Origin of the sequence: Candidimonas humi (assembly GCF_019166065.1) — a bacterium.
Taxonomy (GTDB): Bacteria; Pseudomonadota; Gammaproteobacteria; order Burkholderiales; family Burkholderiaceae_B; genus Candidimonas; species Candidimonas humi.
In genome coordinates this window covers 1-22,344 of record NZ_JAHTBN010000010.1, presented here as the reverse complement: position 1 = coordinate 22,344, position 22,344 = coordinate 1, and the positions used below count along the sequence as shown (strand labels likewise).

Annotated in this window: 16 protein-coding genes and 1 tRNA gene; 10 read left to right on the top strand and 7 right to left on the bottom strand. The window is 65.2% G+C overall.

What is annotated here, in order from left to right:
* The 3 genes from KVP10_RS17830 to KVP10_RS17820 all read right to left on the bottom strand — a co-directional run bounded on the left by KVP10_RS17830 (position 1) and on the right by KVP10_RS17820 (position 6,424).
* The gene (locus KVP10_RS17830) at positions 1-1,047 is read right to left on the bottom strand and encodes an ABC transporter ATP-binding protein (RefSeq protein ID WP_246600812.1); all 1,047 of its coding nucleotides are present in this window, start codon (positions 1,045-1,047) and stop codon (positions 1-3) included.
* Positions 1,048-1,150: 103 nt separating this feature from the next.
* Positions 1,151-2,629, bottom strand: a complete 1,479-nt coding sequence (locus KVP10_RS17825) for an ABC transporter substrate-binding protein (RefSeq protein WP_217966086.1) — start codon at positions 2,627-2,629, stop codon at positions 1,151-1,153.
* A 225-nt stretch (positions 2,630-2,854) separates the two neighbouring features.
* Positions 2,855-6,424 (bottom strand): indolepyruvate ferredoxin oxidoreductase family protein, encoded by a 3,570-nt coding sequence (locus KVP10_RS17820; protein WP_217966085.1) that lies wholly within the window; start codon positions 6,422-6,424, stop codon positions 2,855-2,857.
* A gap of 285 nt (positions 6,425-6,709) precedes the next feature.
* Here KVP10_RS17820 and KVP10_RS17815 point away from each other — a divergent pair, with 285 nt between their 5' ends.
* Entirely contained in the window at positions 6,710-7,666 is a 957-nt protein-coding gene (locus tag KVP10_RS17815; protein WP_246600810.1) for a LysR family transcriptional regulator, read from the top strand.
* A 155-nt stretch (positions 7,667-7,821) separates the two neighbouring features.
* On the opposite strand, the gene KVP10_RS17810 is transcribed toward KVP10_RS17815, so the two are convergent.
* On the bottom strand, positions 7,822-9,111 hold the full coding sequence (locus KVP10_RS17810) for a phospholipase A (protein ID WP_217966083.1): 1,290 nt from the start codon (positions 9,109-9,111) through the stop codon (positions 7,822-7,824).
* Between the two features lie 430 nt (positions 9,112-9,541).
* On the opposite strand from KVP10_RS17810, the gene KVP10_RS17805 reads away from it, so the two are divergent.
* The 4 genes from KVP10_RS17805 (at position 9,542) to KVP10_RS17790 (ending at position 14,235) form a co-directional block, all read left to right on the top strand.
* A tRNA-Arg gene (locus KVP10_RS17805) sits at positions 9,542-9,618 on the top strand.
* A gap of 289 nt (positions 9,619-9,907) precedes the next feature.
* Positions 9,908-11,509 carry a class I adenylate-forming enzyme family protein gene (locus KVP10_RS17800; RefSeq protein WP_217966082.1) on the top strand — a complete coding sequence of 534 codons (1,602 nt, stop codon included), beginning with the start codon at positions 9,908-9,910 and terminating at the stop codon, positions 11,507-11,509.
* A 327-nt stretch (positions 11,510-11,836) separates the two neighbouring features.
* The gene (locus tag KVP10_RS17795; RefSeq protein ID WP_217966080.1) at positions 11,837-13,198 is read left to right on the top strand and encodes an MmgE/PrpD family protein; all 1,362 of its coding nucleotides are present in this window, start codon (positions 11,837-11,839) and stop codon (positions 13,196-13,198) included.
* Positions 13,199-13,269: 71 nt separating this feature from the next.
* A complete protein-coding gene (locus KVP10_RS17790) occupies positions 13,270-14,235 on the top strand; it encodes a tripartite tricarboxylate transporter substrate binding protein (protein ID WP_217966078.1) in 966 nt (321 codons plus the stop codon).
* 165 nt (positions 14,236-14,400) lie between these two features.
* On the opposite strand, the gene KVP10_RS17785 is transcribed toward KVP10_RS17790, so the two are convergent.
* Positions 14,401-15,075 carry a GntR family transcriptional regulator gene (locus KVP10_RS17785; protein WP_217966076.1) on the bottom strand — a complete coding sequence of 225 codons (675 nt, stop codon included), beginning with the start codon at positions 15,073-15,075 and terminating at the stop codon, positions 14,401-14,403.
* A 204-nt stretch (positions 15,076-15,279) separates the two neighbouring features.
* Between KVP10_RS17785 and KVP10_RS17780 the strand changes: the two genes are divergently transcribed.
* The 5 genes from KVP10_RS17780 to KVP10_RS17760 all read left to right on the top strand — a co-directional run bounded on the left by KVP10_RS17780 (position 15,280) and on the right by KVP10_RS17760 (position 20,563).
* The gene (locus KVP10_RS17780) at positions 15,280-16,458 is read left to right on the top strand and encodes a 2-methylaconitate cis-trans isomerase PrpF family protein (RefSeq protein WP_246600809.1); all 1,179 of its coding nucleotides are present in this window, start codon (positions 15,280-15,282) and stop codon (positions 16,456-16,458) included.
* Between the two features lie 68 nt (positions 16,459-16,526).
* Positions 16,527-17,432: an isocitrate lyase/PEP mutase family protein gene (locus tag KVP10_RS17775; RefSeq protein WP_217966075.1), complete on the top strand. Its 906-nt coding sequence runs from the start codon at positions 16,527-16,529 to the stop codon at positions 17,430-17,432.
* Between the two features lie 3 nt (positions 17,433-17,435).
* Positions 17,436-18,845: a 3-isopropylmalate dehydratase large subunit gene (gene leuC / locus KVP10_RS17770; RefSeq protein WP_217966073.1), complete on the top strand. Its 1,410-nt coding sequence runs from the start codon at positions 17,436-17,438 to the stop codon at positions 18,843-18,845.
* Entirely contained in the window at positions 18,838-19,443 is a 606-nt protein-coding gene (leuD, locus tag KVP10_RS17765) for a 3-isopropylmalate dehydratase small subunit (protein WP_217966071.1), read from the top strand. The genes leuC and leuD overlap by 8 nt, the downstream gene beginning before the upstream one ends.
* Before the next feature lie 151 nt (positions 19,444-19,594).
* Positions 19,595-20,563 (top strand): Bug family tripartite tricarboxylate transporter substrate binding protein, encoded by a 969-nt coding sequence (locus KVP10_RS17760; protein ID WP_217966069.1) that lies wholly within the window; start codon positions 19,595-19,597, stop codon positions 20,561-20,563.
* Between the two features lie 212 nt (positions 20,564-20,775).
* Here KVP10_RS17760 and KVP10_RS17755 read toward each other — a convergent pair whose 3' ends face one another.
* Together KVP10_RS17755 and KVP10_RS17750 are read right to left on the bottom strand one after the other, a co-directional pair.
* Positions 20,776-21,930, bottom strand: a complete 1,155-nt coding sequence (locus tag KVP10_RS17755; RefSeq protein WP_217966068.1) for an acyl-CoA dehydrogenase family protein — start codon at positions 21,928-21,930, stop codon at positions 20,776-20,778.
* Between the two features lie 51 nt (positions 21,931-21,981).
* Positions 21,982-22,344: hypothetical protein (locus KVP10_RS17750; protein ID WP_217966066.1), on the bottom strand; the 363-nt coding region annotated here is incomplete at its 5' end.

Sequence of the window (22,344 nt, the reverse complement as noted above, 5' to 3'; positions counted from 1 at the left end):
TCAGGCCCCTGTCCGGTCGTTGCGCAGGCCGGTCTTCGCGTCGAAACGCTTGAGCAAATGCCTGGGTACATGGAAGTTGCAGTCCTGGCCGGCCGCGACGCGGTGCGCGTCGCGCTCGGGCAGCTTGACGATGACGTCGCTGCGGGTGTCCCGGCCCACGGTGCCATAGACCAGTGCGTCCGCGCCCAGCTCTTCGACCTGCTGGACATGCAGCGTGAGGCGATAGGAGTCCGGCGCCGGCGGCGCCTGCGCGTCCAGGAAACAGTGTTCGGGATGGAATCCTATGAGATTGTCGCCATCGGGCAGCAGGTTCATGGGAGGCGAGCCCATGAACTGGGCCACGAAGGTATTGCCGGGCTCGTGGTAGATCTCGTGCGGGGTGCCGATCTGCTGGATCTTGCCGAAGTTCATGACGGCCACGCGGTGGCCCAGGCCCATGGCTTCTACCTGGTCGTGCGTGACGTAGATAGTGGTCACGCCGGTCTCTTGGTGCAGGCGCTTGAATTCGCGCCTTGCCGCATGGCGCAGCTTGGCGTCCAGGTTGGACAAGGGTTCGTCCATCAGGAACAGGCTGGGCGAGCGCACCATGGCGCGGGCCAGCGCGACGCGCTGGCGCTCGCCGCCCGAAAGTTCACGAGGCTTGCGGGCCAGCAGGTGGCCGATGCCGAAGAGTTCGGCGGCCCATGCGACTCTTTTCTGGATCTCGGGCGCCGGCATCCGGGCGGTTTCCAGCGGAAAGGAAATATTCCTGGCTACTGTCTTGTGCGGGTAGAGCGCGTAGCTCTGGAACACCATGGAAATATTGCGCGCCTTGGGAGGCAGGTCGTTGGCCAGTTTCCCGCCGATATAGATCTCGCCGCTGCTGGGGCGCTCGAGCCCGGCGATGGTTCGCATGAGCGTGGTCTTGCCCGAGCCCGAGGCGCCCAGCAGCACGACGAACTCGCCGTCCTCGACATCCAGGTCGATGCCGTCGACGGCCTTTACGCGGCCGGTCTTGCCGCGGCCGTCGTAGTAGGTGCAAAGATCCTTGATGCTCAGGCTCGCCAAGATCGTGCTCCTGGAATGATGGCCCGCCCCCGCCGGGCGCTCGAAGAGGGACGGGCCGGTTGCGGGCCGGGCGCCGATGCCCGGCCCACGCGTGCCGGCGCGATCAGGCCTTCCCGCCGATCAGGCCGCGCTTGCGCCAGCCTTCGTAGATGTGGCGGATCTGGCGCGCGGCATCTTCGACGGCGGCCTCGGGCGTGAGGCTGCCGCGTGCCGCCTTGGCCATCATATTGGGCAGCACGAAGGTGTTGAAGACTTCGCCGGCGGCCGGGTTCGAATAGCCGGGGTGGCCCAGGTTGGTCGTCCAACTGGTGGCGCCCAGCAAGGGCTTGAGCTTGCCGTGGGCCTCGCCCTGCAGGCGGAACGGGTCATCGGCGAACCAGGCATTGTTCAGGTCCAGCAGGCGCGTCGCGCCCGCGATGGCCGCGTATCCGCGATTCCCCTTGGGAACGGCCGTATCGAAGAAACTGGGCGAGTTGTAGAGCTTGCTGTTGTACATGGCCTGGTCGTAATTCTCGGCCAGGTATTTGATGAACTGCTTGGCCGTGTCCTCTCGGGCCTTGGCGAATTTCGGAATGATGTAGTTGTAGAGCACGTGCACATTGGCCCAGCGCGTGCCGTTGGGGCCGGCCAGCGGGCCGGTGAAAAAGACATCCTTGGCGATGTCGGGCTTGGTATCCTGCGCCGAGCGGTAGGCCGAAATCGAATTGACGATATACGAAGCCTTGCCGGCGATCAGCGCTTGGTTGTTGGACGCGGCGTTCCACGAGAATATCTCGGGCGTCATGGCCTTGTGGAACAGCTCGGTCATGTACTTCACGGCCTCGACGGCGCGCCGCTTGAAGACGCCCTGGTCCAGGACCACGTCGTCCCATTCGTCCTGTATATAAGTGTCCCAAGCCCACATGACGGCGCGCGCCACCATATTGGAATCGATCTCCTGCGACATGCCGATACCGACGGGGATGCCTTGTTTCTGCATGATCTCGGTGCCGGCGGCCAGGACGTCGGCCCAGGTGTCCGGCCCGTAGGGCTTGCCCGCCTTGGCCCACAGGGACTGGCGGTAATCGCCGCAGTCTATGGTCCAGCCGTGGCAGAAGCTGTACCAGGTCTTGACCACCGGGTTGTAGGAAACGCGCTTGGACGCATAGAACTCCGGCCCGCAGCTTTTGGCGATTTCCTGGTTGATGTCCGCCATGTCCAGGACGCTGGGCGTGAACGCGGCGGCCTCGGACCCCAACTCGATCAGGTCGTGGCCGGAATTCGCAGATACTTCAGAAGACGTGGTGGTGACCAGGTCGGCGATGCTGATGTGGTCGACGCTGACCTTGACGCTGTTTTTCTCGCCCCAATCCTTGGCGAACTGGTCGAACCATTTGTCGTAGCTGGGTACGAAGTGGCTCCATTGCAGGATCTTGAGGCTGCGCTCGGCGGCGCGGGCGGTGCCCAAGGGGAACAGGGGCGCCGCGATGGCGGCCAGCCCGGCGGCACCGGCGGCTTGCAGCAGCCTGCGCCGGGAAACGTCCGGCGCGGGGCCGCCGTCGGCAGCATCGGCGGGGGTGTTTACATGGGGGGTGATTGACATACCGGCCTCCTAGGTGTGGATGAGGGGGCCTCTTGTCGGTGCGCGAAGCGATCCCTCTGTTAGGAATGCAGCGGCGTAGCGGTCGTAAGAATCAGGCGCGTCACGTATAGCGTAATAAACGCAAGCTGGATGTGTAAAACATAGTAAGACAAAGCTACGAAGATGTCTATATCCGGGCCGCCCGCGCCGGGGCGGCCCGGCGCGGGCGCAGCAAGGCGGCAGGTCTTATGCCGCTTTGCTGTGCAGGCCGGGCTCGCGGTACTGGCCCAGCAGGTCGGCGCGGCGCGCCTGCGCGGCCTGGAGATTGCGTTCCTTTACGTGGCCGAAGCCGCGGATATCGTCGGGCAGGCGGGCCAGCTCCAGGGCCGCGGCCATATTGCGCTCGTCGGCGCTGCGCGCGAATTCGGCGGCGAGTTCCAGATAGTCTTGCACCAGTTGCCGTTCGTGCCGCCGTTCCCCGGTCTTGCCGAACACGTCCAGCGCCGTGCCGCGCAAGCCCTTGAATCTTGCCAGCAGGCGGAAGGCCGTCATCATCCAGGGCCCGTAGGGCCGTTTCACCAGGCGGCCGGCCTCGTCCTTGCGGGCCAGCAGCGGCGGGGCCAGGTGGAAGCGCAGCGTGTAGTCCTTGCCGGGCTCGCCTTCGAACTGCGCACGCAGCTTGTCCATGAAGGCCGGGTCCGTGTACAGGCGCGCAACCTCGTATTCGTCCTTGTAGGCCATCAGTTTCGCGAGATTGATCGCCACTGCGCGCGTCAAGGGCAGGCTGGCCTGCCCGGCAAGCCCGGTTTCGCGGCGCCGCACCTGCGCCACGGCTTCGACATAGCGCGCCGCGTAGGCGGCATTCTGGTAGGCCGTCAGCATCAGGCGATTGCGCTCGATCAGCGCGTCCAGTGTTTCCGGCATGGCTACGACGCGGGCGCCCGCGTCCGCAAGGCCGCGTTTGGGGGCGATCGAATCGGCGCCCCGGTGGGCCGCGGCGCGGCCCCATTCGAAGGCCGCCAGGTTCTTGTCCGCGGTGACGCCGTTGAGCTCGATGGCGCGCCGCAGGCTCTCGTGCGTCAGCGGTATCCAGCCTTTCTGCCAGGCATAGCCGAGCATCAGCGGATTGGTGTAGATGGCGTCGCCCAGCAGGCTCAGCGCGAGCGCGCCGGCGTCGAAGAAGTCGCAGCCGCTGCCGATTGCGGCTTTCAGTTCTTGTTCGGTGGCGGCGGCCGGATACTGCCACTTGGGGTTGCGGATGATGTCGGCCGTGGGCAGCCCGGCGCTGTTGACGGCGGCGCGCGTGACGTCCAGGCGTACCTTGGACAATACCTCAGCCGAGGTCGAGACGATGGCGTCGCAGCCTATGATCACCTCGGCCTCGCCCATGGCGATGCGGGTGGCATGGATGTCCTGCGGCGCGGCGGCGATCTGCACGTGGCTGAGCACGGCGCCGCCTTTTTGCGCCAGGCCCGCCATGTCGAGCACCGTCACGCCTTTGTTTTCCAGGTGAGCCGCCATGCCCAGCAGGCCGCCTATGGTGACCACGCCCGTGCCGCCTATGCCCGTCACCAATATGCCGTAGGCCTTGTGCAGCGCCGGCAATTCGGGCTCGGGTATGGCTTCGCCCTGTGGGCCCATCGCGCCCTTGGCCTGCGCCGGGCCGCCGGGCTTGCGCAACTGCGCGCCTTCGGCCGTGACGAAGCTGGGACAGAAGCCGTCCACACAGGAAAAATCCTTGTTGCAGGACGACTGGTTGATCTTGCGCTTGGTGCCTTGCGGCGTTTCCAGGGGTTCCACCGACAGGCAGTTGGAGGCGACGGAGCAGTCGCCGCAGCCTTCGCACACCGCGTCGTTGATGAAGGCGCGCCGCGCCGGGTCGGGATAGGCGCCGCGCTTGCGCCGGCGGCGCTTCTCGGTGGCGCAGGTCTGGTCGTAGACCAGCACGGTAGTGCCCTCGACCTCGCGCAGTTCGCGCTGCACGCGATCGAGTTCGCGGCGATGATGCACGGGCGCATTGCCCGCCAGCGCCACGCCGCGGTATTTTTCGGGTTCGTCGGTGACCACCACGATGCGGGTCACGCCCTCGGCATGCACTTGCGCGATCACGTCGGTAACCTTGAGCACGCCGTCCACCGGCTGGCCGCCCGTCATGGCCACCGCGTCGTTGTACAGAATCTTGTAGGTAATGTTGGAACGCGCCGCCACGGCTGCGCGTATGGCCAGAATGCCGGAATGAAAGTAGGTGCCGTCGCCCAGGTTGACGAAGACATGCTTCTCGCGGGTGAAGGGCTGCTGGCCGATCCAGGCCGCGCCTTCGCCGCCCATGTGGCTGAAGGTCTCGGTGTTGCGGTCCATCCAGATGGTCATGTAGTGGCAGCCTATGCCGGCCATGGCGCGCGAGCCCTCGGGCACGCGCGTCGAGGTATTGTGCGGGCATCCCGAACAGAACCAGGGCTTGCGCTCGGCGGCGGGCGCCGGGCGGCGCAATTCGCTTTCCTTGGCCTCGATGATGGCCACGCGCGCCGCCACCCGCGCGCGGATCTCGGGCGGCAGCGCGGCCCGGTCCAGGCGCCGCGCAATGGCCTTGGCGATCAGGGCGGGCGACAGCTCGCCCTGCGCGGGCAGCAGCCAGTCGCCGCGCGGCACCGACCATTCGCCGCCGGCGTTGTCCTTTTCGTCGAACTTGCCGTAGACCTTGGGGCGCACGTCGTCGCGCCAGTTGTACAGTTCTTCCTTGAGCGCGTATTCCAGGATCTGGCGCTTTTCCTCGACCACCAGGATTTCTTCCAGTCCGGTAGCGAACTCGCGCGCGTCCTGCGCGTTCAGCGGCCACACGCAGCCCACCTTCAGCAGGCGGATGCCGATCTGCGCACAGGTGCGTTCGTCCAGGCCCAGGTCGGCCAGTGCCTGGCGCGTGTCCAGGTAGGCCTTGCCGGCGGTCATGATGCCCAGGCGCGCCCGCGGCGAATCGATGACGACGCGGTTGAGCCGGTTGGCGCGCACATAAGCCAGCGCGGCATACCATTTGTAGTTCATGAGCCGGGCTTCCTGCGCCAGCGGCGGGTCGGGCCAGCGTATGCCCAGGCCGTCCGGCGGCAGGGCGAAATCCGCCGGGATCACCACCTGCGCGCGGTCCGGGTCTATGTCCACCGAGGCCGTGGATTCCACCACGTCGGTCACGCATTTCATGGCGACCCACAGGCCCGAATAGCGGCTCATGGCCCAGCCGTGCAGGCCGTAATCCAGGTATTCCTGCACATTGGACGGATACAGAACCGGCAGGCCGGCCGCCTGGAACACGTGCTCGGACTGGTGCGCCACGGTGGACGACTTGGCGGCGTGGTCGTCGCCGGCCAGCACCAGCACGCCGCCGTGCCGCGCAGTGCCGGCCGAATTGGCATGCTTGAGCACGTCCATGGACCGGTCCACGCCCGGCCCCTTGCCATACCACATGCCGAATACCCCGTCGCGCGTGGCGTCGGGGTAGAGCGAGACCTGCTGCGTGCCCCATACCGCGGTGGCGGCCAGGTCTTCGTTCAGCCCCGGCTGGAACACGATGTCGTTTTCCACCAGGTGCTGCTTGGCTTTCCACAGCGCCAGGTCGAGCCCGCCCAGGGGCGAGCCGCGGTAGCCGGAAATGAATCCGGCCGTATTCAGCCCGGCCCGCTTGTCGCGCAGCTTCTGCAGCATGGGCAGGCGCACCAGCGCCTGCGTGCCGCTCAGGTAGGCACGGCCTTGTTCTATGGTGTATTTGTCGTCGAGGCTGGCCTTGGCAAGCGCCGCCTGCAGCGCCGGATCGAGTGGGGCGTTCATCTGCGCGTCTCCTGTCGAATGTTCAGGGTTGCCTTGGGACGAATCTGCTCGAGCCGACCAAGCCGCCGCAACGCGCTGGAAGGCGTCCTGCGGCGTCAAGATTCGAGGTCCAAAAAACTGTGGGCCTTGAATCGCGCCTTGCAGTTCATCCCGCCAGCGAGCGCAGCGCACTCGGGCCTTGCGTCCAGTGCCGTCCTCGCATTATTGGATTATTGACAGGCATTATTGGGCATGGGGCCGTTATCGTAAAATCAAATTTTTCTCTATCTGGTATTAATAATTCAGATGAAGAGCGAAGTTACCCTGCGCCAGTTCCGGTATTTCATCGCCGCCGCCACCTCGGGCCAGTTCTCGGCGGCGGCCCTGTCGGAACATGTGTCCCAGTCGGCCATCACCAGCGCCGTGCAGAGCCTGGAAAGCCAGCTCAAGGTCCGGCTGTTCGACCGCCTGCCGCACGGCGTGGTGCTGACGGCCGAGGGCCAGATCTTCTTCCACCACGCGCGCCACGTCGTGGATTCGGTCAACGACGCCATGCGCCATTCGGCGCTGCGCACGCAAACCGTGGCGGGCACCATACGCGTGGCCGCCACCTATACGGTACTGGGCTATTTCTTGCCCGACCTGCTCAGTCGCTTCAAGCACAGCTATCCGCAGGTCGAGATAGATTTGGTGGACATGGACCGGCCGGTCATGGAACAGGCGCTGGACGCGCGGTCCATAGACCTCGGCATAGGGCTGCTGTCCAACGTCGCCGGGCTGGATCGTTATGGCCATCGCCTGCTGGTGCGTTCGCGCCGCAGGGTGTGGGCAGGCGCGGCGCATCCGCTGGCTCGCCACCAGGTAGCGAGCCTCGAGCAGATCGCGCAATGTCCATACATATTGCTGACGGTGGACGACGCCGACACCGCCGCCACGGCCCACTGGCCGCGCGGCCGCGAGGCGCTGAAGATCGCCATGCGCACCAGTTCGCTGGAGGCGGTGCGCGGCCTGGTGGCCTATGGCTTCGGCATCTCGATCCTGTCCGACCTGGTATACCGGCCCTGGTCGCTCGAAGGCAGGAAGATCGTGGCGATCCCCATCGCCGATCCCGTGGCGCCCATGGACGTCGGCATGCTCTGGCCTCGCGAGCGCGAGCCGGTAGGGCTGGTGGATATCTTCAGGCAGTTCCTGATCCAGGCCTGCGACTATGATACCGAGATGCGCGGCGCGGCCACTGCGGCGCGCCCGGTCGCGCCGCGCTGATACGGGCCGGCTCTTGAAGGCCGATCGCCGGCCCGCATCGGGCCTGGCGTCCTGTCGGGCCAGACCTTGTATAGATTCGAACAGGGCGCCAGGGGCGTGGGGCGGGCGCTGGTGCGCCCCTTCGCGGCGGGGCTTGCGTCAAGGCACCAGCGACGTCAAGGCACCAGTGACAGGCCGATGCGCACTTGTGAATTGGAGCGCTGGTTGTAGCCCAGCAGGGTTTCGCCGTAGCCGTTGAAGTATTGCAGGTGCAGGTAGCCGTTCATGTGCAGGAAGGTGCGCTGCAGGGGCCACGCGGCGTCGAGCTCGGTGCTCTGGTGGCTGCCCTGGCCCTTGCGGTACAGGCCGCTGAGCACCAGGCCGTTATCCTGGGCCCAGCGCAGCTTCCAGTCCACATGGCCGGCGTAATCGGCATAGTCGGGATTGTCGCTGGTGCCGAAATAGGCCTTGATGCGCGGCGCGAAAGTCAGGGTGCTGCCGCTGTCGAAGCGGTAGTTCAACTGCGGTTCGACGAAACCGTCGTTCACCGATCGCGAGTCCGCGCCCGCTTTGCCGTTGGACCTGTGCTCCACGCCGGTGCTCAGCCCGGCGAACCAGTTCTTGCTGCGGCTCTGCCAGAGCGCATCCTTCTGCCAGAACACGCTGGGGTTGTAGGTCGTGTCGATGAAGGGCGTGGATTTGCTGGACAAGTCCCACAGCGACGTCTGCGTATAACCCAGGTAGAAATGGTTCTTGAACGACGGATGCTGCGGATCGTCCGGCGTGAACAGGCGGTATTTGAAGCTTACCTGGAATCGGGCCTTGGTCCCGCCCTTGGTGCCCACGTCGAAATAGACCGGTTCGTAAGGCGAGAGGGCATTGCGGAAATTCTCGAAGGCCGTGGGCGGCGTAGTGGCCGGCCTGCCGTGGCTGTCGGCGGCAGGCCCGGAGGTGGGCGAGGCCCCCGCGGCCTGCACCACATTGTCGGGCAGCACGGGTTCGGCGGATGCCAGCGTGCCCGCGCCGGCGTCCACCACCGGCACGGAAGCCGGCGTGCCGGCCACCGGGCTCTTTTCCAGCGGGCTTGTGTCCAGCGCCAGCAGCACCGGCTGGCCTTCGACGTTTACCGCCTGCAGGCCTTTCAGGCCCCTGGGCACGACGGCGCGCCAGCGCATCTTCACGAAATTGTTCACCGGAATATTGACCTGCCCCGACGGGCTGTCGAGATAGGCGAGGCTGCGCACCGCGCCGCCATGGTCGTCGCGCCACTGCAGCACCAGCTTGTGCTGCGGAGTCCAGCTAAGCGTGTCGCCGGTGTCATTGAACAGCACGGCGCTGACCTGGATCGTCTCGCCGGGCACCGCGTGCGTGGTGTCCAGGCGATAGGCCACGCCGGCGTGTGCGGCAGCCGCGGCGAGCAGGGCGGCCGCAGCGGACAGGCGGAAAAGGAACGGCCCGGGCCGCATGCATAAATGCCTGAAAGGCAGGGATCTGAAAATCGCGATCATCATGTATCTATGTCGTTCTTCGAAATACCGCGCCCGTGGCCCGTGCAGTCGTGCGTCGGGGCGCCTGGAGTCCGTCGGAACTGTAGCATTGCAGGGGCGGCGGGGCGCAACCTGATGTAAGCAAATACACCGGCAGCCCCGTCAGGCCAGGGCCGACGGCCTGGATGAGGCGAGAGTTATTACAGCATGATGCCGTATTGTGTATTGTTTTGAGCGCCATGCTGCGCTGTGCCGCAACACCTCGCATCGCGTTGCGCCGAGGTGCGCGGAAGGGCGGCGTGCCTGTGCGTTCTTGGCCCGGTGTGTCCGCGGTGTGTCAATGCCGTATTTGAAAGTGGCGGCCATACAGCATCGCGCACCATGTAAAATGCCCACTCGCCATCGCGAGGCGGCAGTAGCTCAGTTGGATAGAGCACGGGCCTTCTAAGCCCGGGGTCGGGGGTTCGAACCCCTCCTGCCGCGCCAGCCAAGCCAGCATCTGTGCGGGCCCCGAAGGGCTCGGCGCAATCGCCTCAAGTACCGAGAATGCCTCGGCGGCGCACCGGATCTTGTTTCATTGTCTCTCTATCGTCCCCATGAATCGAAGCGCGTGAGGCCGTGGCCGGCTTCAAGCTCTTCATACTCCGAGCAGTTTAGGCGTATGGCAGGGGCGGATAATTGTCCGGCAATTTTAATATACAATTCCATCGCGGCATGAGCCGGACGCTTGCCGCCACGCCCAGTGTGGAAGTCCGGACGCAGTTGTGGAGTGGTCATGGCGGCAAATAACGAATCGCAGAATATACGGCCCGTCGGCCCGGCATCGGGCGCTCCCGATCTGCCCTCGGTCCCTTTGGCCGAATTGCCCCGCCGCCTCTCCGACCTGCCGGCCATTGCCGCGGCGCGCAATCCGGATCAATGTGCGCTCATCGAAACCGGCCGCCGTCTCAGCTATGGGCAGCTCGAGCTTGCTGTGCAGGCTGCGGCCGCGCGCCTGCGCGAGCTTGGGCTGCGCGGCGGCGATCGCCTGATGATCGTCAACGAAAACAGCATTGCGTTGATCGTGCTGCTGATGGCAGCGGCCCGGCTGGACGCCTGGGCGCTACTGGTCAACGCCCGCCTGTCGGAGGCCGAGATGGAAGCCTTGCGGTTGCATGCTGGGCCGCGCCGCGTGGTCTATACCGCGGGCTGCTCGTCCGACGCGCTGGCGCATGCGCAGCGTGCCGGGGCGGAAGTTTCCGACTGGGTCATGGACGGCATAGACATCGGCCGGGTCGGGGTAAGCGCGCTGAACGAAGAATGCGAGGCGGAGCCGGTGCGCGAGGCTGCACACGAGCAATGCGCCGCGTTGATCTACACCACCGGCACCACCGGCGCGCCCAAGGGGGTCATGCTTTCGCATCGCAACCTGTTGTTCGTGGCCGCGGCATCGGCCACACTGCGGCGCGTCGACGGCAGGGACGTGGTGTATTCCGTGCTGCCCATCTCTCATGTATACGGCCTGGCCTCGGTCTGCCTGTGCACTTTGTACGCGGGGGCGACGCTGCGGCTCGAGCCGCGCTTCTCGGTCGACGCGGTGCTGCATGCCCTGGCGCACGAAGACGTGTCGATCTTCCAGGGCGTGCCGGCCATGCACGCCCGCATTCTGGAAACGCTGGCGACCCGCAAGGCGGCCCTGCATGCGCCGCGGCTGCGGTTCGTGTATTCCGGCGGTTCGCCCATGGACATGGATTTGAAGCACCGCGCCGAAGAGGTCTACGGCACTTCGCTGCATAACGGCTATGGCATGACCGAGACCAGCCCCACCGTGGCGCAGACGCCGCTGGATGCGCCGCGCTCCGATACCTCGGTGGGCTATGTGATACCCGGCGTCGAGGTCCAGGTGGCCGATGCCGACGGGCAGGCCTTGCCCGCAGGGCAGGTGGGCGAGCTATGGGTGCGCGGCCCGAACATCATGCTGGGCTATTACCGGGCGCCCGAACTCACGGCCCGGGCCGTCGACGCCGAGGGATGGCTGCGCACGGGAGACCTGGCGCGCATCGACGCCGACGCGTCGGTCAGCATCGTCGGGCGCAGCAAGGAACTGATCATCCGGTCGGGCTTCAACGTCTATCCGCCCGAAGTCGAGCAGGCGCTGAACAGCCACCCCGAAGTTGTGCAGTCGGCCGTTGTGGGCCGTGCCGTCGCGGGCAACGAAGAAGTCGTGGCCTTCGTGGAGGTCACGCCGAGCAGCACCCTGGCCCCGCAAGCCCTGCAAGATTGGGTGCGCGCACGCCTTGCTCCTTACAAGCGGCCTTCGGAAATCCGCATCATCGCCGCCTTGCCGGCCGCCGCCACCGGCAAGGTGCTGCGGCACAAGCTGGCGCAATTGCTGTAGTTCCTGTCTTGCGGCTTGGGGCGCGGGAACAGAGCTCGGCGCCCCTCAGCTTCTCCATCCCGCGCGATTCTCGCGCCGGCCGCCGCACGGGCGGCCGCGATGTTTCCCCACTGTTTGGCATGCTTGGTGATTACCCGCATCCGCATTGATTGTCCTATTAAAATGTAGGACAATATATAAATGCAAAATTGATGTTCAATTTGAACGGGCTTGGCATTGCGAGGAGACGGGCATGTTGCGGAAAGCCGATCTAATGCGATTCTGGAGGGCCGGGGCAAGCGCTGGAGTAGGCGTGCGTTCCTGCATCCACGAACTAGGTGGCAGGCGATGAATAGCTCCGAACGAATCGCGGCATTTTCATGTGCTTATCGCCCGCAGGACATGGGAGAGCGCCTGCTGCAGGCGTGTGTCCGGTCCTTGCTGGACACATATTCCGTGGCGGTGGCGGGGGCGAACGAGCCCGCGAGCCTGGCGGCCAGGCGATATGCGCGGGCCGAGGCGGGGCTGGACTTGCACCTGGGTGCGCATCTGTGGGGCGGGGCCGAAGAAGCTGTGTCCCTGGAATCGGCCGCGCTCTGCAATGGCATAGCTGCCCATGTCCTGGACTATGACGATGTCACGCCCATGTTCAGGGGCCACGCCAGCGTGGCGCTTTGGCCGGCCCTGTCGGCGCTGGCCGAGGCGATGGATATCGATAGTGCACGGCTGGCCAGCGCATACGTGGTCGGCTTCGAAGTATTGTGCGGGCTGGCCCGTGGCATGGCGATCGAGCAATATGCACGCGGCTGGCATACGACCGCATCGATAGGCATCCTGGGCTGCACGGCAGGCTGCGCGCATTTGCTGGGCCTGGATCCGCAGCAGACCGTCAATGCTCTCGGGCTGGCTGTGGCCCAGGCCGGCGGGGTGCGCGAGAACGTGGGCACGCAGGCCAAGTCCTTCCAGGCGGGCCAGTGCAATGCCGCCGCCTTGCGTGCGGCGCTGCTGGCGCGCGAGGGCTTCGAGGCCTCGGCCGATGCCATCGACGGGGAATTCGGCTACCTGGGCTTGTACGGGGCAGGGACGGCTGCAGCGCTGCCCGGCGAGCTGGGGAATGCGCCGCTGGAACTGGAGCGCAGCGGGCTGGACGTGAAGAAGTATCCGATGTGCTATGCCACGCATAGGGCGCTGGACGGCCTGCTGGCGATCAAGCACGGCCACGGCATCGACGCGGCGCAAGTACGGGCCGTACACGTGCGCGCCAGCGCCGGCGCACTGGTTCCCTTGGTGCACCCATGTCCGCGCACGGGCCTGGAGGGCAAGTTCAGCATGCAGTACGCGGTGGCGGCAGCGCTGCTGGATGGGGCCGTGCGCCTGGCCTCTTTCACCGATGCCGCCGTGTGCCGCCCCGCGGCTGCCGAGCTCATGGCGCGCACTAGCGTGGCCGAAGCGGACGGGGACATGTTCCCGAAATGGGCTGAAGTCGAAATCGTGTTGCGCGACGGCCGGAGCCTGGCGCAGCGCGTAGAGCGGCTGGGCGGGTCGCAGCAGGCGCCGCTGACGGATGCGGATCTGCGGGAAAAAGCCGCCGACTGCCTGCAATGGGCCGGCCGTGAGCAGGGCGATGCACGGCGACTTTGGGATGCCGCGTCCAGGCTCGGCCGGATATCTTCCAGGCAACTTTTCCAAGAGCTGCGGTTCGGCACATGAGCCGTGGCTTGCAACGAACCGCCGCGGCGCGGCTGCGCCTGCGGCACCCACTACATGGAGACAGAAACAAAATGAGCATGAACAGAATATTGGCGGTACCCGTGCTGGCTTGCACGGCCGCCATCTTGGCGCCTGCGGCGGCGCAGGCGGCATTTCCCGATCGCCCCGTGACTATCGTCGTTCCGTATCCCGCGGGCGGAGGCACCGACACGCTGGCCCGGCAATTGGCGCTGGCCTTGTCGCGGCACTGGAACGCATCGGTGATCGTGCAGAACGTGCCCGGCGCAGAAGGCTTGATCGGGTCGCAGCATGTGTTGCGCCAGCCTGCCGACGGCTACACATGGCTGCTGCAGATTACGCAAATGTTGTTGTGGAAAAAGACGATACCCGGTAATAACGTGAATGTGCTGGACGACTTCGATTTCGTGTCCAAGCTACAGACTTCGCCATTGGCCATCGGTGTCTCGGCCAAGGCGCCGGTCAAGACCTTCGGGGAATTCGTCAAGTGGTGCAAGTCCAAGAAGCCCAATTGCTCCTGGGGCACCGCCACGTCCTACGGCCAGCTGGTCGGCGGGCAGTTGATGGACACAGCGGGGCTGAAGAACGCGACCAATATTCCCTACAAGGGGACGGCGCCGATGCTCACCGATGCCATAGGCGGCCATATCGACATGGCGATCCCCTCGCTGTCATCGGGGCTGGCGCAGGCCCGCGGCGGGCTGTTCAGGCTGCTGGCGGTAGGCTCGTCGGCGCCGTCGCCGTTCGCGCCCGAAGTGCCGTCGCTGCAGCAACTGGGTTTCGATGTGCATGCCGAAGACTGGTATGGGATCCTGACCCGCAAGGGCACGCCCCAGCCCGTATTGCAAGCCATCGAGGCGGGCATCCAGGCCGTGTCCAAGGAGCCCGCATTGCTGGCGGCCATAAAAAATACCGGCTCGCAGCCGGTCTTCAGTTCTTCGGCACAATTCACCCGGGAAGTCCGGCAGGAATCGAAGCTCATGGACCAGTTGCTGGCCAAATACTGGAAGAAGAGCTGAGACCGCTATGCCCGGCAGAGGCGAGAGCCGGGCGTAGCCTTGTGTTGGGCCGAGCTGGCCGGTGCCGCCGGCCTTGCGCAGTTTCGATCGCTGCGTTGCGCGGGTTCGAAAAAGCCCGCGCGCCGCGAGCTGGCCGCCCGCGAGTGCGGGCCCTTGCCGGCGCCTTCAGCGAAACAGGTCGGGCCGCAGCGACATCAGCCGGTCTAGCGCCTTGCCCAGGTGCTGTTGCATGCGTTTTTCGGCCAGCTTGGCGTCGTGGCCCAGCATCGCCTGGGCGATGTCGGCGTGTTCTTTGCGCGAGCTGTGCACATAGGCGCGATCCAGCGAACTGCGGATCTGGTAGCGCAGGAAGGGCAATTGCATCTGCAGGATCAGCGTCTGCAACTGGGCGTTGTCGCAGAGTTCCAGGATGATGTTGTGGAATGTACGGTTTTCTTCCGAGAATTCGAATTCTTCGTCGGACAGTGCCTTGACGAACTGCTCGAGCATCTTCCAGTGCTTGCGGTGCTGGTCGGCGTCGAGGTTTTCGGTGGCCAGCCGTGTGGCAAGCCCTTCCAGCGCCTGCCGGATGCGGAAGATGTCGACGATTTCCTTGGGCGTGAAGCGTTTGACGAGGGCGCCCTTGTTGGGCACGAAATCGATGATGCCTTCGGCGCTGAGCCGGCGCAAGGCCTCGCGCAGCGGGCCGCGGCTGACGCCGTAGTCCTTGGTGAGATCGGCCTCGATCAGCCGCTGGCCGGGAGCCAGTTGGCCGTTCTGGATGGCGTTCTTCAACTGGTGGAACAAGTGGTCGACCGTGTTTCCGCGAGGCAGGGCGGTGCTCGAAGAAGGTGTAGGCATTTAGGCGGAAGGGATCCTGATCATTGTGGCCTCGAAAGAATAACAGGAGTTGGCTCGCGACAGGAGCCTCCCACACGATTTTCCTCAAAAATTCCCATATAAAATTGTAGTACAATATTAAGCTACAATATAGCGAACGCCAGGAATTGCACCCATCCCCGGCCGGCTGCGCAGCGCCCGGCCGAGGTTCAACGGAGACCTTGCATGAACGACGCATCGATGCCCGAACAAGTTCCAGTGCCTTGCACCATCCTGCGCGGCGGCACCAGCAAGGGGGTTTATTTACACGAGGCCGATGTTCCTCCTGCAGGGCCGCGCCGCGATGCCTTCCTGCAGGCCGTCATGGGCAGCCCCGACATCCTGCAGATCAACGGCCTGGGCGGATCCCGCCTGATCACGTCCAAAGTGGCGATCGTCAAGCGCTCGCTACGCGACGATGCCGATATCGACTACACCTATGCCCAGGTCGTGCCGGATCGCAATGTCGTGAGCTACGCGGGCAATTGCGGCAATATCTCGTCGGGAGTCGGGCCGTTCGCCATCGATTCGGGCCTGGTGCCGGCCTGCGAGCCCATCACCGAAGTGCGCATCTTCAATACCAATACGCGGAAGATCCTGATTGCGCATGTGCCGGTGCTGGGCGGCCGTGCACGCGTGGGCGGCGATTTTTCCATCCCCGGCGTGCCGGGCACGGGCGCCGAGATTTTCATGGACTACCGCCAGACCACGGGCGCCAAGACGGGGCGCCTGCTGCCCACCGGCAACGTCACCGACCGTTTGACGCTGGGCTCCGGACAAAGCATCGAGATAAGCCTGGGCGATGCGGCCAATCCCTGTGTATTCATCCGGGCCGGCGACGTGGGCCTGACAGGCAGCGAACTGCCGCTGCGGATCAACGAGGATGCCGGGCTGATCGCGCTGCTGCGGGAAATCCGTGGCCGGGCCGCAGTGCTGGCGCAATTCTGCACGGCATGGGAAGAGGCCGAGACGCGCTCGCCCAGCCTGCCGCTGGTGGTGCTGGTGGCCGCGCCCGCCGATTACACGGACATGAACGGCGGGCAGGTCGAGCGCGGCGCCATGGACCTGCGCGCACGCCTGGTCTTCTACAACAAGTGCCACGAAAGCATGGCGGGCACGGGATCGATGTGCACGGCCGCCATGTCCTGCGTGCAGGGCAGCATAGTCCACGAGGCCGCGCAGGCGAGCATGGGCGGCGGCACGCTGCGCATCGGCCATCCGCTGGGCGTCATGCAGGTGGCAGTGGAGCCCGAGCCTGGCACGGCTGGCGCATCCTTGCGCTATCGCCGGCTCGGCTTCGGGCGCACCGCGCGCCGCATCATGAGCGGCGAAGTCTATCTGCCGGCGGGCCTGATGGCCGACTGAAGCCGGGCTGCGGGCGCAGATGCGAATACCGCGATACGAATACCCAAAGTGCGAACGGAGAATCTTTGATGAGTGCGAATGCCAAGCGGCTACGTGAAATGATGCAGGGCCACGACATGATCGTCGCGCCGGGCGCCTACGATGGGCTCACCGCCCGGCTGGTCGAGCAGGCCGGCTTTCCCGCCGTATACATGACGGGGGCGGGAACCTCGGCGGCGCGCGGCTATCCCGATTACGGACTGCTGACCATGACGGAGATGGTGGAGGCCGCCGGCATCCTGGCGCGCTCGGTAGGCATCCCTGTGATCGCGGACGCCGACACGGGATACGGCAACGAGCTGAACGTGACGCGCACGGTGCGCGAGTACGAGGCGCGCGGCGTTGCCGGCATACATATAGAAGATCAGGTCGCGCCCAAGCGTTGCGGGCACCTGGACGGCAAGGAGATCATTCCCTGCGAAGAGTATGTGGCGAAGATCCGCGCCGCGGCTGCGGCACGGCGCGACCCGGCGTTCGTGATCATCGCCCGCACGGATGCGCGCGCCGTCTCGACCCTGGAAGAGGCCGTGCGGCGCGCCAATGGGGCGCTGGCGGCGGGGGCGGACATGGCGTTCGTCGAGGCCGTGCAGTCGTACGACGAACTGCGGGCCGTGCCCCGGTTGGTCCATGGCCCATGCCTGCTCAACATCGTGAAGGGCGGCAAGACGCCGGACATCGTGCTGGACGATGCACGCGCCGCGGGATACCGCCTGGCCATCCTGCCCAGCCTGCTTTCCGTGGCCGCGATAGAAGGCTGTGAACAGGCGCTGCAGGCATTGAAGAGCACCGGCAGGCCGCCCTCGTCGGCATCGGGGGCGTCGCTGCGCGATCGCTTTCGCCGCTTCCAGGCCGACGAATGGGACGAACTGCGCACGCGCTTTCGCGAGCCGGGCGCATCCGCGCCGGCAGCGGGCGCAGGCCGGCGGGAGGGCTGAACCATGGCGGGCCGCACCCTGCTCGACAAACTCTGGGATTCCCACGTGGTGCAGCAGTTTCCGGGCGGCTGGGTGTTGCTGCACATAGACCGGCAGTTGCTGCACGACCTGTCCGGAACGGCCAGCCTGAACGCATTGGCAGCCAGGAACCTGCCGGTGCACGACGCATCGCTGGCGTTCGCTACCCCCGATCATGCCGTCTCGTCGGCGCCCGGCCGTACCCCGTATACCTACGCGCCCGGCGGGCGCCTTTGGCAAGGCCTGAAGGATCGCAGTGCCAGCGCCGGCATCCGCCTGTACGACATCGGCGAAGAAGGGCACGGCATCGTCCACGTGATGGCGCCCGAACTGGGCCTGGTGCAGCCGGGGCTCACGCTCATCTGCGGCGACAGCCACACCTGCACCAACGGCGCCTTCGGCGCCCTGGCGTTCGGCGTCGGCACTTCCGAACTGGCGCATGCCTTGGCCACGCAGACCTTGCTGCAGCGCAAGCCCAAGTCCATGCGCATCCGCTACGACGGCAAGCTGCGTCCGGGCGTGACGGCCAAGGACCTGATCCTCTATACCATCGGGCGCCTGGGGGCGGCCGCCGGTACCGGCTATGCGGTGGAGTACGCAGGCGATGTGGTCGCGAAGTTTTCGATGGAGCAGCGCATGACGCTGTGCAATCTGTCGATAGAGCTGGGAGCCCGTGCCGGCTTCGTCGCGGCGGACGAGACCACCAGCGCATATCTGCGCGGGCGCCGTTATGCGCCCGGGGAACAGCATTGGGAAAGGGCGCAGGCTTATTGGCATACCTTGCATAGCGATGCCGATGCGGTGTTCGACCGAGAGGAAGTCATCGATGCCGTACAAGTCCGCCCCATGGTCACGTGGGGCACCAGTCCCGAACATGTGCTGCCCGTGGGCGATTCGGTTCCCGATCCTGCGGCTTGCGGCGATGCGAGCCGCCGTGCGGCCTGGAGCGCGGCGCTGGATTACATGGGCTTGCGGCCTGGCACGCGGCTGGAAGGCTTGCCCATAGACCGGGTCTTCATCGGTTCCTGCACCAATGCCCGGCTGTCCGACCTGGCCGAGGCGGCGGCCATCGTGCGCGGCCGGCATGTCGCCCGCGGCGTGCATGCCTGGGTGGTGCCCGGCTCCGAATCGGTGAAGCGCGAGGCCCAGGCCCTGGGCCTGGACCGCGTCTTCGTTCAGGCCGGCTTCGAATGGCGCGAGCCCGGCTGCAGCATGTGCGTGGCGGCCAACGGCGAAATCGCCGGGCCCGGAGAACGCGTGCTGTCCACCACCAACAGGAATTTCGTCGGGCGCCAGGGGCCCGGCGTGCGCACGCATCTGGCCAGTCCGGCAACGGTGGCCGCGTCGGCCATTGCTGGCGCGATCACTTGCGCCACGGGAGCATCGAATGGATAAGTTTCGTCAGGTCCGCGGCCCGGCCGCGGCGTTGCTGCAGCCCAATATCGACACCGACGTCATCGTGCGCATCGAACGGCTCGGCACTATCGCCCGTGACCAGTTGGGGGAATATGCCTTCGAATCGCTGCGCTACGACGGCGAGCGCCGTCCGGTACCCGGCTTTCCGTTCAACCAGCAGGCGTTCGCGCACGCGCCCATACTGCTGGCGGGCCGCAACTTCGGCTGCGGCTCGTCGCGCGAAGGCGCCGTCTGGGCGCTGGCCGGCCTGGGCGTGCGCTGCGTGCTGGCCCCCGGTTTCGGCGACATATTCTTCAACAACTGCTTCCAAAACGGCGTGCTGCCCATCAGGCTCAGACAGGAAGAAATAGACCTGCTCGCGCGCCAGTGCGCGGATGGCGCGCAGTTGCTGATCGACCTCGAAGCGCAGCGCATCGTCGCGCCCCACGGGCAGGCCATTGCATTCGAAGTCGATCCGCGCAGGCGCGAAGCGCTGCTCGAAGGTCTCGACGACATCGAGCAGACATTGCGCCAGGACACGGCGATCCGCGCCTGGCAGCAACAAGACAGGCAGGAGCGCCCCTGGGTCTGGCTGTGACCGGGCCGTGCCGTAGCTGTCCGTGTTGATTTCTATCGTGGCCGCGGGAACCGTGGTCTCGTGACCGCGCCTGCGGCTTGGGCGTGGCGGCCGTGTGTGCTCGTCGGCCAGGAAAAGCCGCTACTTCAACCCCACAATATATGGAGACGAAATGCTCAAGACTCTAGCCAATATCCTGATAGCCTTGCCCGCGCTGGCCCTGTGCCATTCCGCTGCTGCCGCCACTTATCCCGCGCAGCCCATCAAACTCGTCGTTCCTTATACGCCGGGGGCCAGCACCGACACCTTGGCGCGCCTGGTAGCGGCCTCGGTTTCAAAGCAGCTCGGGCAATCGGTGATCGTCGAGAACAAGCCCGGCGCGGGCGGCATCATTGCGTCCGACTACGTGAAGCAGCAGAAGCCCGACGGATATACGTTCATGCTGACCACGGATGGAATATTGTCGGTCAACCCATCTGTGTACAAGCGCCTGCCGTACGATCCGCTCAAGGATTTCACGCCCTTGACCATTGCGGTAGCGGTGCCCGATGTGCTGGTGGTGCAGAGCAGTTCGGCATTCAAGAGCCTGCAGGATGTCGTCGCTTATGCGAAAGCGCATCCGGACGCCCTGAGTTTCGGGTCGGCAGGCATAGGCAGCTCGCTGCATATTGCCGGCGAGCTGTTCAATGAAATGGCAGGCATCAAGACTACCCATGTTCCCTACAAGGGCGGATCGGCCGAGATGAACAATCTGCTGGGCGGCCATGTGTCGATGATCTACATACCTATGGTGTCGGCCGTCAACATGATGTCTTCGGGAAAGATACGTGTGTTAGGTATCGGCAGCGCCAAGCGCAATCCGATGCTGCCCGATGTGCCGACCTTCGATGAGCAGGGCCTGAAGGGCTACGATTCGGATACTTGGTACGGTTTCAATATGCCGGCCGGCGCCGATGCGCGGGTTGCGGCGACCTTGCACGATGCCATCGTGAAGGCCTTGGCCGAGAACGCCGAGCGCTTGCGTTCCATGGGCTTCACCATTGTGGCCGGCAGCGGGCAGGACATGGACCAGGTCGTCAGGAAAGACATCGAGCGCTGGCGCGGGCTGATACAGAAGGCCGGCCTGTACCATCAGCAATAAACGGGGGCAGCCCGCTTGCCGGGCTCGCCGGCCCGGTGGCGGTGCGTGATGCATGGCTGCGGCGATTCGGCGATTGCGCGTGTCGTCCGCGCCGGCCCGCGGGAGCAGGCGCTGGAAGCGCCGCGATTGACCCGGGCCGCCAGGCCTGCCGGAGGCCCCTGCGATGCATGGGCCTCTTTCGGCATATGGGGCGTCCTGTATCGCCCTTGCTCTTAGTTGCCCTGTTCCTTCAACAGATGCTTGGCGATGATGATTTGCTGGATCTGCGAAGTGCCTTCGTACAGGCGGAACAGGCGCACGTCGCGGTAGAAGCGTTCGATGCCGTATTCCGAGATGTAGCCGGCGCCGCCGTGCACCTGGACGGCGCGGTCCGCCACGCGGCAGCACATTTCGGTGGCGAAGTACTTGGAGCAAGAGGCCAGTTCGGATACGTTCTCGCCTGCGTCGCGCCGTCGCGCGGCGTCGTGCACCATGCATTCTGCCGCGTAGATTTCGGCGCGGCTGTCGGCCAGCATGCCTTGCACCAGTTGGAAGTCGGCGATGGGGCGCCCGAACTGCTTGCGCTGGCTGGCGTAGGCGACCGCGTCGCGCAGCATGCGCTTGGCCGCGCCGGTGGCCACGGCGGCGATATGCAGCCGGCCCTTGTCCAGCACTTTCATGGCGGTCTTGAAGCCCACGCCTTCCTTGCCGCCGATGAGGTTGGCGGCCGGCACCCTGCAGTTCTCGAAGATCACGTCGCAGGTATGGGCGCCTTTCTGGCCCATTTTCTTGTCGATCTTGCCCAGCGACAGGCCGGGCGTGCCGGCTTCCACGATGAAGGCTGAAATCGCCGAGGCGCCCTTGAGCTCGCGCGAAGTGCGCGCCATGACGGTGAAGATGCCGGCGTGCGGCGCATTGGTGATGAAGCGCTTGGTGCCGTTCAGTACGTAGAAGTCGCCGTCCTTGTCGGCCGTGGTCTTGAGCGAGCCGGCGTCGGAGCCGGCCTCGGGTTCGGTCAGCGCGAAGGAACCGATCAGCTCGCCCGCGGCCAGCCGCGGCAGGTAGCGCTGCTTCTGCTCGGGGGTGCCGTCGATGACGATGCCCTGGGAGCCGATGCCATTGTTGGTGCCGATCAGCGAGCGGAAGGCGGGCGAGGTCTGGCCCAGTTCCATGGCCAGGCGCACTTCTTCTTCCATGGTGATGCCCAGGCCGCCGTATTCCTCGGGCAGCGACAGGCCGAACAGGCCCAGCTCTTTCATTTGCTGCACGATTTCCTGCGGGATCTGGTCGGTTTCGGCCACTTGTTCTTCCAGCGGAACGAGGGCCTCGCGCACGAAGCGTCGTACGCTGTCTTCCAGCAGGGTCTGGGTTTCGGGATCGCGGATCATGAGATGTTCCTGTAAGAAAAATGATGCAAGAGCGGCTGGGCCTATTTTAGTTTAATGTTCTGCTTTGCAGTACGGATGCTGGCGAGATGGGCTTGCCTGGATCAGGGGCACGTTTTTGACAAGGTATTCGTATTTCTGCATAAATAATTGATTAATAAATATATTATTTAATATTTTAGGCTCATGAGGTGTGCGAGATACATGCCCTCGCCAGCATCGATGATGTCTCCAGGCTACATAATTCTGCAATGCAGAACTAAAAAGGTGAAAATTCAGCCATAATTGATGCCAAGCCAAGCCAAGCCAAGCCAAGCCAAGCCAAGCCAAGCCAAGCCAAGCCAAGCCAAGCCAAGCCAAGCCAAGCCAAGCCAAGCCAAGCCAAGCCAAGCCAAGCCAAGCCAAGCCAAGCCAAGC

What these genes read in the sequence shown, in the direction of transcription:
- KVP10_RS17825 (WP_217966086.1), bottom strand. Translation starts at nt 2,629, where the DNA reads ATGTCAATCACCCCCCATGTAAACACCCCCGCCGATGCTGCCGACGGC.
- KVP10_RS17820 (WP_217966085.1), bottom strand. Translation starts at nt 6,424, where the DNA reads ATGAACGCCCCACTCGATCCGGCGCTGCAGGCGGCGCTTGCCAAGGCC.
- KVP10_RS17815 (WP_246600810.1), top strand. Translation starts at nt 6,710, where the DNA reads ATGAAGAGCGAAGTTACCCTGCGCCAGTTCCGGTATTTCATCGCCGCC.
- KVP10_RS17810 (WP_217966083.1), bottom strand. Translation starts at nt 9,111, where the DNA reads ATGCGGCCCGGGCCGTTCCTTTTCCGCCTGTCCGCTGCGGCCGCCCTG.
- KVP10_RS17800 (WP_217966082.1), top strand. Translation starts at nt 9,908, where the DNA reads ATGGCGGCAAATAACGAATCGCAGAATATACGGCCCGTCGGCCCGGCA.
- KVP10_RS17795 (WP_217966080.1), top strand. Translation starts at nt 11,837, where the DNA reads ATGAATAGCTCCGAACGAATCGCGGCATTTTCATGTGCTTATCGCCCG.
- KVP10_RS17790 (WP_217966078.1), top strand. Translation starts at nt 13,270, where the DNA reads ATGAGCATGAACAGAATATTGGCGGTACCCGTGCTGGCTTGCACGGCC.
- KVP10_RS17785 (WP_217966076.1), bottom strand. Translation starts at nt 15,075, where the DNA reads ATGCCTACACCTTCTTCGAGCACCGCCCTGCCTCGCGGAAACACGGTC.
- KVP10_RS17780 (WP_246600809.1), top strand. Translation starts at nt 15,280, where the DNA reads ATGAACGACGCATCGATGCCCGAACAAGTTCCAGTGCCTTGCACCATC.
- KVP10_RS17775 (WP_217966075.1), top strand. Translation starts at nt 16,527, where the DNA reads ATGAGTGCGAATGCCAAGCGGCTACGTGAAATGATGCAGGGCCACGAC.
- leuC (WP_217966073.1), top strand. Translation starts at nt 17,436, where the DNA reads ATGGCGGGCCGCACCCTGCTCGACAAACTCTGGGATTCCCACGTGGTG.
- leuD (WP_217966071.1), top strand. Translation starts at nt 18,838, where the DNA reads ATGGATAAGTTTCGTCAGGTCCGCGGCCCGGCCGCGGCGTTGCTGCAG.
- KVP10_RS17760 (WP_217966069.1), top strand. Translation starts at nt 19,595, where the DNA reads ATGCTCAAGACTCTAGCCAATATCCTGATAGCCTTGCCCGCGCTGGCC.
- KVP10_RS17755 (WP_217966068.1), bottom strand. Translation starts at nt 21,930, where the DNA reads ATGATCCGCGATCCCGAAACCCAGACCCTGCTGGAAGACAGCGTACGA.